This window comes from Chishuiella sp., assembly GCF_032109125.1.
GTDB lineage: Bacteria > Bacteroidota > Bacteroidia > Flavobacteriales > Weeksellaceae > Empedobacter.
On the sequence record NZ_DAMCLZ010000011.1, the window covers coordinates 19,925 to 35,229 of the forward strand.

Sequence of the window (15,305 nt, forward strand, 5' to 3'; positions counted from 1 at the left end):
TAGAAACTATAAGTTTTAAGTTTTACGTAATACGACTTAAAACTAAAAAACTTAAACACATAAAAACTGAAAAATCTACTAATATCCATGTAAATTAACATCATCAGTAGAAACTAAATCTACTTTTTTACCCATTTTCTTTTGGATAATTTTAAAATGATGTAAATCTTCTTCTGTAATTAAACTGATAGCTTTTCCAGTTGAATTTGCTCTTCCTGTTCGTCCAATTCTATGTACATAATCCAAAGGAGAACGAGGTAATTCATAATTTATAACTGTAGGTAAACCTTCTATATGTATACCACGACCAATTAAATCTGTGGCAACCAAAACTTGTACATCACCTAATTTAAAATCTTCTAAATTATCCATTCTTGCTCCTTGCGATTTTTTACTATGAATCGCCATTGCAGAAATTTTATTTTTCTTCAATTTATCAACCAAATTATCTGCTGTTCTTGTAGAAGATACAAATACTAAAACTTGCTCTAAATTTTCAGATTTAATTAAATAACGTAAAAAAGGACCTTTATCCTCTGGGTTTACTTTGTAAGCTATTTGTTCTATTTGGTCAATATCAACTTCTTGTTTTTTTATCTCTACAATTGTAGGGTTTATAGCAAGAGTTGTTTTTATTTCCTCAATTTTGTCATTCAATGTAGCTGAAAAAAGAATAGTTTGTTTCTTTTTAGGAACAGCTTTTAGAATACGATTCATTTCATCTCCAAAACCTAACTGAAACATTTTATCAGCTTCATCAATAACTAAATATTGTAACTGATCTAATGTAAGTGCATTATGATCCATTAAATCCAATAAACGTCCAGGTGTTGCAATTAAAATTTCTGTACCATATAGATTTTTCATCTGTGGATTAATAGAAGTTCCTCCATAAACAGCTTGTGTTTTTACTTCGCGGCGTAAAGCTTCTTGTAAACCTACAAATGTTTGTTCTATTTGTACTGCTAATTCACGTGTGGGAACTAAAATTAGGGATTTTATCGCACGAGATTTTTCATACGGTTGATGTTGAATTTTTTGTAACAAAGGAGCAACAAAACATAATGTTTTTCCAGAACCTGTTTTTGCAATTCCCATTACATCTTTTCCTTTTAGAATTGATGGAATAGTTTCCGTCTGAATTTCAAATGGTTTTAAGAATCCTAATTTTGAAATTGATTTTGATAGATATGGAGATAATCCTAAACTTTCGAATGACATAAATATGATTAATGTTACAAAGGTAGAGATTAAATTTGAATGATTTTTTTATAAAAAAATCATTCAAATTTAATCTCTGTTCGCTTATTTAGAAAGTATTGAAATATAGTTAAATAGATGTGATTTTGTGAATTTTCTATAATTGCTACTTTTTTAGAATTAAGATAATGTTAAAATAAGATAAAACAGAAAAATATTCGGTTTAAAACTTTATAAAAAGCTTTTTGCTTTATAAAACTATATTTAAATTTGATTGTTATGAAAAATGATCAATCTAAAATAATTCGCGAACAAGCTCCAAGGTCAGCTACACGCGAACATTCAGTTCCGTTATATTTAACATCAAGTTTTATTTTTGATAGTGCAGAACAAGGTCGTGCTATTTTTGCAGAAGAAGAAGAGGGTATGGTTTATTCTCGTTATGCAAATCCAAATACAACTGAGTTTATTAATCGTGTATGTAAATTAGAAAAAGCAGATACAGGTTTGGCTTTTGCTTCTGGAATGGCAGCTGTTTTTGCATCTTTTGCATCTTTCATAAAATCTGGAGATCATATTGTATCTAGTCGAGCTATTTTTGGTTCAACTCATCAATTAATTACTCAATTGTTTCCTCGTTGGGGAGTAACATATACATATGTAGAATCTTCTGATGTTGAGGATTGGGAGAAATCAATACAACCTAATACCAAAATTGTATTCTTAGAATCCCCATCTAATCCAGGTTTAGAATTATTTGATTTAGAAGCTTTGGCTAAATTAAAAAATAAATTTCCACAAGTGATTTTTATAATTGATAACTGTTTTGCTACACCATATTTACAACAACCTTTAACATTAGGATTCGATATTTCTGTTCATTCAGCAACTAAATATATGGATGGTCAAGGTCGTGTTTTGGGAGGAGTTGCTGTAGGTAAAAAAGAATTGATTGATGAAATGATGTTTTTCATTCGTCACACAGGTCCTGCAATGTCAGCATTTAATGCTTGGACAATATCAAAAAGTTTAGAAACTTTGGGATTAAGAATGGATCGACATTGTGATAATGCTTTAGCCTTGGCGCAAGCTTTAGAGAAAACAAATGAAATTGTTGATGTAAAATATCCTTTTTTATCTTCTCATCCACAATATGAATTGGCAAAAAAACAAATGAAAGCTGGTGGAGGAATTGTGACATTTGAGGTGAAAGGAGGTAAAGAAAGAGCATTTAGATTTATAGATGCGTTAGAAATGATTTTATATACATCAAATCTTGGAGACTCTAGAACAATTGCAACACATCCAGCAACAACAACTCATGCAAAATTATCTGATAGCGAACGTGCTGATTTGGGAATTATGCCAGGTACAATTCGCCTTTCTGTTGGTTTAGAAGATAAAGAAGATATTATTAATGATATTTTACAAGCTTTAGACAAAACAAAATAACTTACTTTTTTGTAGGATATAATTTTTCCCTTTATAAATAAAAAATCCACTTTAAAGTGGATTTTTTATTTATATTTTGTCTAGAAATTCGTCAACTTTTTCTTCAATTGTTGCCCAAGAAGTTACTAATCGAATTGCAGCGTGTTTTTCATCAATTTTTTCCCAAGTAAAAAATTCAAAGTCTTTTTGTAAATTTTTGATTAACTCAATAGGAAAAATAGGAAAAATTTGATTAGATGAAGGTTCTGTTAAAAATTGAAATCCTTTTTTCGAGATGCCTTCAGCAAGTTTTTTTGCCATTTTATTTGCATGTAGACCTAATTCAAAAAATAAATTATTAGTAAATAATTCAGCGAATTGAATTCCAATTAATCTTCCTTTAGCTAACATTCCTCCTTTTTGTTTGATATGATAACGGAAATCTTCATTAAGTTGTAGATTATTTATAACAATTGCTTCGCCTAATAAAGCTCCATTTTTTGTCCCACCAATGTAAAAAATATCAGAATATTTTGCCATATCTTCTAATGTAATATCACTTTTAGATGACGTAAGTGCTGATGCTAATCTAGCGCCATCAACAAAAAGATATAAATTATTATCTTGACAATAGTTATATAAATGTTCTAGTTCATTTTTTTTATATAAACTTCCTATTTCTGTAGAATTTGAAATATAAACCAATTTTGGTTTTACCATATGCTCGTCGGTATGTAAATCTAGAATAGATTGTATCTGAATAGGAGTTAGTTTTCCGTCCGTAGAAATAACAGTATTCACTTTGTGTCCAGTTGCTTCTATAGCACCAGTTTCATGTACAGCAATATGTCCAGTATCTGCAGCGATAACAGATTGATGAGGTTTTAAAATAGAAGAAATAACAATTAAATTAGCTTGAGTTCCTCCAGAAACAAAATGAATGGCAGAATTATGTTTAAGTTCTTTTTTAATCAATTCTTTTGCTTCGTTACAAAATTCATCTTCTCCATATCCTGTTTGCTGTTGTAGGTTTGTTGCTATAAGTCTTTCTAAAATAGAAGGATGAGCTCCTTCGCTATAATCATTTTTAAAACTATATTTTCCCAAAATTATTTTATTTCAATTAGATTATAAATTTAGTATGTTTTTCCTATTTTTTTCCTAATTTGACGGTTAATTTGGCAAAATTATAAAATAAAATCAATGAAGGTATTAGTTGTAGAAGATGAAATAGAATTACAACAAACAATAGTTCAGTTTTTAGAAAATGAAAAAATAATTGCTGAAACTGCAAGTACATTTTCAGAAGGTATGGATAAAATTATTTCTTTTGATTATGATTGTATTTTATTGGATATTATGTTGCCAGATGGAGATGGAATCTCATTATTGAAAGAATTGAAAAAATTACAGAAAAAAACTGCTGTAATAATTTTATCTGCAAAAGATTCTGTTGATGATAAGGTAGAAGGACTTTTAGTTGGAGCAGATGACTATCTTGCAAAGCCTTTTCATTTTGCTGAGTTATTTGCTCGTATAAAAGTTGCTATGAGGAAAAATCATCAACAAGGAGAAGAGATAATATCTTATAAAAATATACAACTTTTTCCTGATGATCGTAGAGTTTTGATCAACAATCAAGAGATAAAATTGAATAGAAAAGAATATGATTTGCTATATTATTTTATGCTTCGTCCTGAAAGAGTTTTTCAAAAAACTACTTTAGCTGAGAGTGTATGGGGGGATCATATCGAATTTGTAGATAGTTTAGATTTTATCTATTCTCAAATAAAAAATTTAAGAAAAAAATTAAAAGAAGCATCATCTGAAGCTGATTTGCAAGCTGTTTATGGTGTAGGTTATAAATTAGTTTAGAATGAAGGTTTCTCTTAAAAATTATACTTTTCGATATCTTACAATTTCTCTTTTGGCTGTTATTGCTATTTGGGCATTGTTGTTTCATACTTTTATTTTAGATGAAGTTTATGATAATGTAGATGACGGATTAAAAAACCAGAAAATAGAGATTATTCGTCAATCTTATATCGATCCTTCTGTTGTTAAAACAAATAAGTTTGGTTTAAATCAGTTTAGAATATTACCTGTTGATGAAGCTCATTATGATGAATCCAATCGTCTTACTAACGAAATGATTTTTATGCCTTATGATGGTGAAGATGAGCCTTATCGTGTTTTAAGAACTGGTTTTTATGGACGAGATGGAAAAATGTATTCATTAGAAATAAGAACATCTACAGTAGAAGAAGATGATTTGATTTATGATTTATCTATTTCACTTTTTGCATTATACTTTTTTATTTTAGTAAGTATTCTATTGATTAATCATTTTGGTTTAAGTAAAGCTTTTAAACCTTTTGATAAAATTCTTAAACAATTACAAAATTATCGATTTGGGCAATCCAAAGAATTAGAAAAAGTTGAAACTAATGTTGTAGAGTTTGAGCTTTTACAAACTGAAATTTCATCTATGATTAATCGTAATGAACAAGTTTTTAACGACCAAAAATTATTCATAGGAAATGCTTCTCATGAATTGCAAACTCCATTAGCAATTGCAATTAATAAAATTGATTTATTATTAGAACAAGGAAATTTAGAAGAAAAAGAGTATATACAATTAGCAGATGCTAAAAAATCATTGTGGCGAATGGTTAGTCTTAATCGTTCTCTTCTGATGTTGTCTCGAATAGAAAATCACCAATATCAAGAAAAAGAAAGGATCAATTTTAATAAAATTATTGAAGAAATATTAGAAGATTATGAATCAATTTTTGAAACAGAAGGAATAACTGTAAAAAAAGAATTTAATACAGTCTTTGAAACAATGTTTAATAAAGACTTAGCAAATATTCTAATTTCTAATCTTATTCGAAATGCTATAAAACACAATAATAAAGAAAAATTGATTAGTATAAAAATAAACAATCTCAATGAAATTATTTTTTCTAATACAAGTGATTTATTTGCATTAAATCCTAATGAAATTTATAATCGGTTTTATAAACAAGGTTTTAGCGTAGAAAGCAATGGACTAGGGCTTTCAATTGTAAAAACTATTTTAAAGAACCAACAGACCATACATATAGATTATCAATATAAAGATGGTCTTCATCAATTTATACTAAGAAAATAATCCTATGAAAATAAATTCCAACTTCTTTCCTAAATTCTTTATCAAATTTGTCTTATCAAAACAAACTAATAATAGAATAATGAAAAAGACTTTAAGTATATTAATGTTAGGAATTGGAGCTTTTAGTTTTGCACAAGATCGTGATATTACTTTTGAGCAATTACCAGAAAAAGGTAAAAAATTTATCAAAACTCATTTTAAATCAGCTCAAATAAAATCTGTTATTTTAGATGATGATTATTTGTCTAAAGATTATGAAGTTATTTTAGCAAATGGAACAAAAATAGAATTTGATGGAAGTGGAAACTGGAAAGAAGTTGATGGAAAAAGAAATATAATTCCTACAGCTTATGCACCAGAAAAAATTATAGTATATGTTAAGAAAAGTTTCCCGAATACAAGTATTGTTAAAATTGAGAAAAATAAATATTCTTATGAAGTTGAGCTATCTAATGGTTTAGACATTGATTTTGATGCGAGAGGAAATTTTAAAAGAATTGATGATTAATAAAGTTGTTTTAAAATACATATTTATTGAGATCAAGTAGGTCTTTCTTTGTAATCTTTACAAAAAGAAAAATATTTTAAGTTTTAGTGCTTACTACACTATATTTTTTCTTCTATAAATTTATAGAAGAAAAAATATAGCATAAAACTAAATAAAAGGAAGCAACCAAATTTAAAGATAAATATTATTTATCTCTTCTTTCTAACATTGGAACAAACTTGAAGTTACCAAATTCGTAGTGTTCATAATTATCCTCAGATAATTTTATAATTACAATCATTTGTTGTGATGTTTCACCGACAGGAATAACCATTATTCCACCTATTTTTAACTGGTTTAATAATTCTTTTGGTATTTCTGGAGCACCAGCTGTTACAATAATTTTATCAAAAGGAGCAAAAGAAGGTAATCCTTTATATCCATCTCCATAAGTTTGATAACGAGGTTCGAAATTAATTTTTTTTAACATTATTTTCGAATAATCAAATAAGTCTTTTTGTCTCTCAATAGTAAAAACTTCTGCACCTAAGCCGACTAAAACAGCAGTTTGATAGCCTGATCCTGTTCCGATTTCTAAGACTTTTTCATTGGGATATATATCTAATAATTGTGTTTGAAAAGCAACTGTAAAAGGATGAGAAATTGTTTGTCCAGCAGCAATTGGAAATGCTTCATCACGGTATGCATATTCTACAAAAGCGCTATCTAAAAAAAGATGTCTTGGTACTAAGTTTATGGCTTCCAGTACTTTTTCGTCTTCTATTCCTTTTGATCTCAATAGATCAACCAACATTTTTCGTCGGCCTTTATGTTTAAAATCGTCTACAGACATTATTTCAAAATTTTTACAAAAATGCATTAAATACAAGTAATTCTCATTAATTTTAACGACAAAATCTGCCAAATGTTAAAAGTAGGAGTTATAGGTGCAGGACACCTTGGGAAAATACATTTAAAGTTATTAAAACAATCGGAAAAATACGAATTAATTGGTTTTTATGATTCTTTTCAAGAAAATGGAAAGAAAGTAGAAGCTGAATTTGGATATAAATATTTCTCTTCAATGGAAGAGCTTATTGACAATGTTGATGTTGTAGATATTGTAACACCAACTTTGTCACATTACGAAGTAGCATTAAAAGTTATTGAGAAAAATAAACATTTTTTTATAGAGAAACCAATAACACATACATTAGAAGAAGCTGACCATTTGCTACAATTAACAAATGAAAAAGGATTAAAAGCACAAGTTGGACATGTAGAGCGTTTTAATCCTGCTTTTACAGCTGCAGCACCTTTTATAGAAGAACCATTATTTATAGAAACTCATCGCTTGGCAGAGTTTAATCCTCGTGGAACTGATGTTCCTGTTGTATTGGATTTGATGATACATGATTTAGATGTTATTTTATCTATCGTAAAATCTGAAATAAAATCAATTCATTCTTCTGGAGTTTCTGTAATTAGTGATACGCCAGATATTGCAAATGCTAGAATTGAATTTGAAAATGGCTGTGTTGTAAATGTTTCCACTTCTCGTATGTCAATGAAAAATATGCGAAAAATGCGTGTTTTTCAAAGAAATGCTTATATTTCAATTGATTTCTTGACAAAGAAAACAGAAATTATAAAAATGCATAAAGCTCCTGAACATCCTAATGAGTTTGCAATGATATTAGAAAATGATAAAGGAGATCGCAGAGAAATTTGTTTTGAACATCCTGAGGTTTTACCTAATAATGCAATTTTAGATGAACTTGAAAGCTTTGCAGATGCTATAGTGAATGAAACTCCAATAAAAGTTTCTTTACAAGATGGTAGAAATGCATTAAAAGTTGCTTTGGAAATTATTGCTTATTTTGAAAAAGAACAACAAGTGATAAAAAACCAGACAATAGAAAAAGAGTAATGTATTATTAACTTTTAAGTCACTTATTCTCTAAAAATAAAGTTTGTTGAAATATTGTTTCAGAATTATATAGCTTTTTTAATATTATTTTAATTACCATGAGCAGAAAAAAATAAAAACATAACACACAAAAAAATGAAAAATATTACAGTTATTGGTGCTGGAACTATGGGTAATGGTATTGCTCATGTTTTTGCTCAGGCAGGATTCTTTGTTAGTTTAGTAGATGTTTCTAAAGAAAGTTTAGAAAAAGGTTTGAAAACTATTGAAACGAACTTGGATAGAATGTTGTCGAAAGAAATTATTACTGAAATAGATAAAACATCAACATTAAGTAATATTAAGATATTTTCTGATTTAAAGGAAGCTGTAAAAGAAGCTGATTTAGTTGTGGAAGCAGCAACAGAAAATTTAGATTTAAAGTTGTCTATATTTAAACAAATTGATGAATTTGCTCCCTCAAAAACAATTTTAACTTCAAATACATCATCGATTTCAATTACAAAAATAGCTTCAGCAACTAATCGTCCGAAACAAATTATTGGAATGCATTTTATGAATCCAGTTCCAATGATGAAATTAGTTGAGATAATCTGTGGCTATGATACAAGTAATGAAACAACAAATAAGATTGTAGAAATTACTGAAAAATTAAATAAAATTCCTGTCATAGTAAATGATTATCCAGGTTTTATAGCCAATAGAATTTTAATGCCAATGATAAATGAAGCAATTTATTCGTTGTATGAAGGTGTTGCAGGTGTTAAACAAATTGATGAAGTAATGAAATTAGGAATGGCTCATCCTATGGGACCATTACAATTAGCAGATTTTATAGGATTGGATGTTTGCTTGTCAATTTTAGAAGTGTTGTATGATGGTTTTAAAAACCCTAAATATGCACCATGTCCTTTGTTAGTAAATATGGTAACAGCAGGTAAAAAAGGAGTAAAATCTGGTGAAGGTTTTTATGATTATTCTACTTCTAAGAAAGCAGAAAAATTAGCAATTCAGTTTCAAAAATAAATAGAACAGCATTACTAAAATATAATAGTAATGCTGTTTTTTTAAATTATTTTATAGCTGCTAAAGCATCTTTGTAATCAGGTTCTTGTCCAATTTCAGGAACTTGTTCAGTATAAATAACCTCTCCGTTTGGATTGATAATTACGACAGCTCTAGATAATAATCCTTCTAAAGGGCCATCAACCATTTTCACACCGTAAGCATTTGCAAATTCTTCCGTTTTAAAATCAGATAATGTAATAACATTTTCTAATCCCTCAGCGGCACAAAAACGAGATAAAGCAAAAGGTAAATCTTTAGAGATGCATAATACAACTGTATTTTCTACTGAAGAAATTTCTTTATTAAATTCTCGAACAGATTGTGCACAAACCCCAGTGTCAATACTAGGAAAAATATTTAAAACAACATATTTACCTTGATAATCAGCTAATGTTTTTTGATTTAAATCACTTGCGGTTAACGCAAAACTAGGAGCTTTTTCTCCAATTGTTGGTAAAACTCCTCCTGTATGAATAGGATTTCCTTTAAATGTAATTTCAGACATAATAAATCTATTTTTTATTATTAAATTTTAATGATTAAAAGTAATAAAATTATAATGAGAAAAAAGTATCTTCGCAATAATAAATTGTTATACGACAAATAATTCACATAAAATTATGCAACTTTCTAAACGTTTACAAAGTTTAAAACCATCTGCTACAATAGCAATGAGTGCTAAAGCAAGAGAATTAAAATCACAAGGTATTGATGTGATTAGCTTGAGTATTGGAGAACCTGATTTTAATACCCCTGATTTTATAAAAGAAGCTGCTAAAAAAGCAATTGATGAAAACTATTCAGGTTATCCTCCAATTGCTGGTTATCCTGAGCTTAAAGATGCTATTATTAAAAAATTCAAAAGAGATAATAATATTTCTTACGAGGCAAATCAAATTGTAGTTTCTACAGGAGCAAAACAATCAATATATAATGTTTTACAAGCTATTGTTGACGAAGGAACTGAAGTAATTATTCCAACCCCTTATTGGGTATCTTACTCAGATATAGTTGAATTATCTGGAGGAAAACCAGTTTTTGTAGAAGGAACTTTAGAAGCAGATTTTAAAATTACTCCTACCCAATTAGAAGAAGCTATTACAGATAAAACACGTGCAATTATTTACTCTTCACCTTGTAATCCTTCAGGATCTGTTTATTCAGAGAAAGAATTAAAAGGGTTAGCTGAAGTATTAGCTAAATATCCAGATGTTATTATTATTTCTGATGAAATATATGAACATATTGTTTATGGGGATAAAAATGTTTCTATAGCATCTTTTCCTGAAGTATATGATCAAACAGTTACAATTAATGGATTAGCAAAAGCTTTTGCTATGACAGGTTGGAGAATAGGTTATATAGGAGCTCCTGCTTGGTTAGCAAAAGCATGTGAAACATTACAAGGACAAGTTACATCTGGAGCTAATTCTATTGCGCAACGTGCTGCAATTACAGCATTAGAAGCTGATTCTAGCTCTATAAAATATATGATTGATGCTTTTGCAGAGCGTAGAGAATTAATGTTGGGATGGGCAAGAGAAATTCCTAGTTTTAAAGTAAATGAACCTAAAGGAGCTTTCTATTTATTTCCTGATGTATCTGCTACTTTTGGTAAAGTATATAATGGTGTGCAAATAAATAATGCTGATGATTTGGCATTATATATTTTAGAATATGCTCAGGTTGCTGTAGTTTCTGGTTCTGCATTTGGATCAAAAAAATGTATCAGAATTTCTTACGCAGCTTCTGTTGATAGTTTAAAAGAAGCAATGACTAGAATAAAAAATGCTTTAATAGAAAAGTAAATTTTAGGCATAAATTTTGTTTAAAATTGATTTAATAAGTTTTAATGATTACAAAAGAATAAATAAATATAATTGAATTGAACGTTGAAATTATTTATAAAAGACTTTTGTAAACCAAATAATTACTATGAAAACGATATTAATTACAGGTGGAGCCGGTTTTATAGGTTCTCATGTTGTAAGAGAGTTTGTATTAAATTATCCTGATACACAAATCATCAATCTTGATGCTTTAACCTATGCGGGTAATTTAGAAAATTTGAAAGATATAGAAGAAAAATCGAACTATGAGTTTGTTAAAGCAGATATAGTAGATGCTAAACAAATACTAGAAGTTTTCGAAAAGCATCAACCAGATGGTGTGATTCATTTAGCTGCAGAATCTCATGTAGATCGTTCTATAACAAATCCTTTAGAGTTTGTAATGACCAATGTAATTGGAACAGTGAATCTTTTGAATGCAGCCAAACATATTTGGAAAGATAATTATGAAGGAAAGCGTTTTCATCATGTATCAACCGATGAGGTTTTTGGAGCTCTAGGAAGTGAAGGATTTTTTACAGAAGAAACATCTTATGATCCACACTCACCATATTCAGCATCCAAGGCATCTTCAGATCATTTTGTTCGAGCTTATCATGATACTTATGGTTTACCAATAGTTTTAACAAATTGTTCAAACAATTATGGACCTAATCATTTTCCAGAAAAATTAATTCCTCTTTGTATACACAATATAATTAATAATAAACCTTTGCCAATTTATGGAGATGGAAAATATACAAGAGATTGGTTATATGTGATAGATCATGCAAAGGCAATAGATTTAGTTTTTCATGAAGCAAAAGATGGAGATTCTTACAATGTAGGAGGATTTAATGAATGGAAAAACATAGATCTTGTTAAAGAATTATGTAAACAAATGGATGAAAAGTTAGGAAGAGAAACAGGAACTTCAGAACAATTAATCACTTTTGTAAAAGATCGTCCCGGACATGATTTACGTTATGCAATAGATGCAACCAAAATTAATAAAGAATTAGGTTGGTCGCCATCGGTAACTTTTGAGCAAGGACTGTCAAAGACGATCGATTGGTTTTTGGCTAACCAAGAATGGTTAGATAATGTAACATCAGGAGATTACCAAAACTATTACGAGACACAATACAATTAAAAATCTATAAAAAAGCTTTGAATAGTTAAATTCAAGGCTTTTTATAATCAACTTAATTTTTATGAAAGGAATAATACTTGCCGGAGGATCAGGAACACGCCTATATCCTTTAACAATAGCAGTAAGTAAGCAATTAATGCCAGTATATGATAAACCGATGATTTATTATCCATTATCAACATTATTATTGGCAGGAATAAAAGATATATTAATAATAACAACACCACATGATTCAGAACCCTTTCAACGTTTATTAGGAGATGGTTCACAAATAGGGTGTAATATACAGTATGCTATACAACCTAGTCCAGATGGATTAGCACAAGCTTTTATTATAGGAGAAGAATTTATTGGTGATGATTCTGTTGCATTAGTATTAGGAGATAATATATTTTATGGGACAGGATTAGAACAATTGTTAGTAAGTAAAACATCAGTAGAAGGAGGATGTGTTTTTGCTTATGAAGTAAGTGATCCAGAAAGATATGGAGTAGTAGATTTTGATGAAGCACAAAAAGTATTATCGATAGAAGAGAAGCCATCTCAACCAAAATCAAATTTTGCAGTACCTGGCCTTTATTTTTATGACAATCAAGTTGTAGAAATAGCTAAAAACTTAAAACCATCACATAGAGGAGAGTTAGAGATAACTGATGTAAATAAAGTTTACTTAGAAAAAGGAGAACTAGAAGTAGGAATTATGGATAGAGGAACAGCTTGGTTAGATACAGGAACGTTTGAGTCTTTACATGAGGCATCAGAATTTGTACGAGTGATAGAAAAACGCCAAGGAGTTAGTGTTTCTTGTATAGAAGAGATAGCTTATAGAAAGAGGTTTATTAATAAAGAACAATTACTAATAGCTGCTGAGAAATATGGTAAAAGTGGTTATGGGGATTATTTGAAATCAATTATTTAATTGTTATGAAAACAACTGTTTATACATCTGATAAGCAAACACATTTTATAAAAGAATTAAAAGATGTATTTAGTGATATTAGAAAATCTAATTTCCTAGCTTATCAGATGACTAAGAGAGATATTCAGTCTCAACATAGACAATCTATACTAGGTGTTTTTTGGATTCTTTTTCCAGTAATAATAAATTCTTTTATTTGGTTGTTTTTAAATGGCTCAGGAGTTGTAAGTATTCAGATACCTGGTGGTTTGCCTTATCCTGTTTATGTTATTTTAGGAACTACAATTTGGAATATTTTTACAGAAACTATACAAAGTCCAATTCTTTCTGTTAATCAAGGAAGAGGAATAATTTCAAAGATTAATTTTCCAAAAGAAGCTTTGTTAATGGCAGGAATTTATAAAATTATTTTTAATTTATTAATTAAAATGATTCCAATAATTGGTGTAATGATTTATTATCAAATTGTTCCATCATGGGATATCATATTATTTCCAATTTATATTTTTGTGATTCTATTGTTTTCATTTTCAATAGGTTTGATAATAACACCTTTAGGTTTAATTTACACTGATATATCTAAACTTATAAATACGGGTATACCTTTTTTGATGTATGTTACACCAGTTGTTTATGCAATTCCAAAATCAGGTTTTTTTAAATATTTATTTGAATTAAATCCAATGACCTATTTAATTACTGATACAAGAAATTCTTTAGTAGGATTAGATGCTCAATATACTTTATATATAATTATTTTAAGTGTAATTAGTTTCATTTTACTATCAATAGGTTTAGTTATATTTAGAAAATCAATGCCAATTATAATCGAAAAAATAGGAGGATAATGGAAAAAGAAGTATTAGTATCTGTTCAGAATGTATCAAAAAAGTTTTCTAAAAATTTAAAATCCTCTTTAAAATATGGAGCATCTGATATTATAAAAAGCTCTCTAGGGTTAAAAATAGATAAAGATCTTCGTAAAGATGAATTTTGGGCAGTAAAAGATATTAGCTTTGAACTAAAAAGAGGAGAATGTATAGGGTTAGTAGGTCATAATGGAGCTGGGAAATCAACTCTTTTAAAAGTTCTAAATGGATTATATAATCCAGATAAAGGACAGATTGTTATGAAAGGAAAAATAGGTGCTCTAATTGAATTAGGTGCTGGATTTAATCCAATTTTAACAGGACGAGAAAATATATATAATAATGCATCTATTTTAGGGTTCACTAAGAAGGATGTAGAAGAAAAAATGCAATCTATTATAGATTTTTCTGAAATTGAAGAATTTATTGATATGCCTGTACAAAACTATTCTTCTGGGATGAAAGTTCGTCTTGGATTTGCTGTAGCAGCTCATTTAGATCCAGATGTTTTAATAATAGATGAAGTTTTAGCTGTAGGAGATATGTCATTTTCACTTAAATGTTTTCAAAAAATAGATGAAATACTTCCTAATACAGCCGTAATATTTGTTTCTCATAATTTGACTCAGGTATCAAGAATATGTAGTCATGTCATTATAATGGATAAGGGACAAGATAAATATCAAGGGGACAATATTTCTGAAGGAATTAAAAAGTATTTTGAAATTAATGAAACTTCTGATTTAAGTAAAACACAAGTTATTTTACCAAACAAAGATTTTATTCTAGATAATTTTAAGTTTAACCAAGAACAAAATACAGATTTTGAGATAGATTGGAATGATAATTTGATAGTTAGCTTTGATTTTGAAAATTTTTCTTTAAAAAAGATGCCTTATTTTTATTTACAAGTATTTGACAAAGAACAAAAACCAATTATATCAACTAATTATACTTTTGATAAAATTAATTGGAATACTGGTCTTTATAATATAGAGATAGATTTAGGAAAAATAGATCTTTCTACCAATACATATTTTATTAATGTAGGAATTATGGAAGGATTCGAAAATAAAAATATATTTAAAATGAATAATATAGCTAAATTCTATGTAAAAAATAAATATGTTTCTTATTCTCCAATATTGAAAAAAATTAATCCAAAAATCAAAAAATTATTATAAAATTGTTATGTTATAAAACTAAAACAATTATGGTCAGTATTCAATATATACATAGAAAATAAAGTTTAAAGTTAGATTTTA

15 protein-coding genes are annotated in these 15,305 nt (G+C 28.3%); 11 read left to right on the top strand and 4 right to left on the bottom strand.

Annotation, left to right across the window (positions count from 1 at the left end; all coding sequences use genetic code 11):
- Window positions 1-78: 78 nt before the first annotated feature.
- On the bottom strand, window positions 79-1,221 hold the full coding sequence (locus RT575_RS11495; RefSeq protein WP_313580981.1) for a DEAD/DEAH box helicase: 1,143 nt from the start codon (window positions 1,219-1,221) through the stop codon (window positions 79-81).
- Between the two features lie 258 nt (window positions 1,222-1,479).
- Here RT575_RS11495 and RT575_RS11500 point away from each other — a divergent pair, with 258 nt between their 5' ends.
- Complete coding sequence (locus RT575_RS11500) at window positions 1,480-2,652, top strand: aminotransferase class I/II-fold pyridoxal phosphate-dependent enzyme (RefSeq protein ID WP_313580982.1); 1,173 nt, start codon at window positions 1,480-1,482, stop codon at window positions 2,650-2,652.
- 69 nt (window positions 2,653-2,721) lie between these two features.
- Here the strand turns inward: RT575_RS11500 and RT575_RS11505 are convergent, their stop codons facing one another.
- Window positions 2,722-3,738, bottom strand: a complete 1,017-nt coding sequence (locus tag RT575_RS11505; protein WP_313580984.1) for a low specificity L-threonine aldolase — start codon at window positions 3,736-3,738, stop codon at window positions 2,722-2,724.
- Between the two features lie 96 nt (window positions 3,739-3,834).
- On the opposite strand from RT575_RS11505, the gene RT575_RS11510 reads away from it, so the two are divergent.
- The 3 genes from RT575_RS11510 to RT575_RS11520 all read left to right on the top strand — a co-directional run bounded on the left by RT575_RS11510 (window position 3,835) and on the right by RT575_RS11520 (window position 6,293).
- A complete protein-coding gene (locus RT575_RS11510; RefSeq protein WP_313580986.1) occupies window positions 3,835-4,506 on the top strand; it encodes a response regulator transcription factor in 672 nt (223 codons plus the stop codon).
- A gap of 1 nt (window position 4,507) precedes the next feature.
- Window positions 4,508-5,785, top strand: a complete 1,278-nt coding sequence (locus RT575_RS11515; protein WP_313580988.1) for a HAMP domain-containing sensor histidine kinase — start codon at window positions 4,508-4,510, stop codon at window positions 5,783-5,785.
- Between the two features lie 79 nt (window positions 5,786-5,864).
- Window positions 5,865-6,293: a PepSY-like domain-containing protein gene (locus tag RT575_RS11520; protein WP_313580990.1), complete on the top strand. Its 429-nt coding sequence runs from the start codon at window positions 5,865-5,867 to the stop codon at window positions 6,291-6,293.
- Window positions 6,294-6,477: 184 nt separating this feature from the next.
- Here RT575_RS11520 and RT575_RS11525 read toward each other — a convergent pair whose 3' ends face one another.
- Window positions 6,478-7,125 (bottom strand): protein-L-isoaspartate(D-aspartate) O-methyltransferase, encoded by a 648-nt coding sequence (locus tag RT575_RS11525; protein ID WP_313580992.1) that lies wholly within the window; start codon window positions 7,123-7,125, stop codon window positions 6,478-6,480.
- A gap of 72 nt (window positions 7,126-7,197) precedes the next feature.
- Here RT575_RS11525 and RT575_RS11530 point away from each other — a divergent pair, with 72 nt between their 5' ends.
- Window positions 7,198-8,202 (top strand): Gfo/Idh/MocA family oxidoreductase, encoded by a 1,005-nt coding sequence (locus tag RT575_RS11530; protein ID WP_313580994.1) that lies wholly within the window; start codon window positions 7,198-7,200, stop codon window positions 8,200-8,202.
- A 135-nt stretch (window positions 8,203-8,337) separates the two neighbouring features.
- On the top strand, window positions 8,338-9,228 hold the full coding sequence (locus RT575_RS11535; protein WP_313580995.1) for a 3-hydroxybutyryl-CoA dehydrogenase: 891 nt from the start codon (window positions 8,338-8,340) through the stop codon (window positions 9,226-9,228).
- A gap of 46 nt (window positions 9,229-9,274) precedes the next feature.
- On the opposite strand, the gene tpx is transcribed toward RT575_RS11535, so the two are convergent.
- Entirely contained in the window at window positions 9,275-9,775 is a 501-nt protein-coding gene (tpx, locus tag RT575_RS11540; protein WP_313386187.1) for a thiol peroxidase, read from the bottom strand.
- Between the two features lie 115 nt (window positions 9,776-9,890).
- Here tpx and RT575_RS11545 point away from each other — a divergent pair, with 115 nt between their 5' ends.
- From RT575_RS11545 to RT575_RS11565, 5 genes are all read left to right on the top strand, one after another.
- Entirely contained in the window at window positions 9,891-11,078 is a 1,188-nt protein-coding gene (locus tag RT575_RS11545) for a pyridoxal phosphate-dependent aminotransferase (RefSeq protein ID WP_313580997.1), read from the top strand.
- A gap of 127 nt (window positions 11,079-11,205) precedes the next feature.
- A complete protein-coding gene (gene rfbB, locus RT575_RS11550; protein ID WP_313580999.1) occupies window positions 11,206-12,252 on the top strand; it encodes a dTDP-glucose 4,6-dehydratase in 1,047 nt (348 codons plus the stop codon).
- A gap of 61 nt (window positions 12,253-12,313) precedes the next feature.
- Window positions 12,314-13,171, top strand: coding sequence for a glucose-1-phosphate thymidylyltransferase RfbA (rfbA, locus tag RT575_RS11555; protein WP_313581001.1), 858 nt, complete (start codon window positions 12,314-12,316; stop codon window positions 13,169-13,171).
- Window positions 13,172-13,176: 5 nt separating this feature from the next.
- Window positions 13,177-14,019, top strand: a complete 843-nt coding sequence (locus RT575_RS11560; RefSeq protein ID WP_313581003.1) for an ABC transporter permease — start codon at window positions 13,177-13,179, stop codon at window positions 14,017-14,019.
- Window positions 14,019-15,224: an ABC transporter ATP-binding protein gene (locus tag RT575_RS11565; protein WP_313581005.1), complete on the top strand. Its 1,206-nt coding sequence runs from the start codon at window positions 14,019-14,021 to the stop codon at window positions 15,222-15,224. Before RT575_RS11560 ends, RT575_RS11565 begins: the two co-directional genes overlap by 1 nt.
- The last annotated feature ends 81 nt before the right edge of the window (window positions 15,225-15,305 follow it).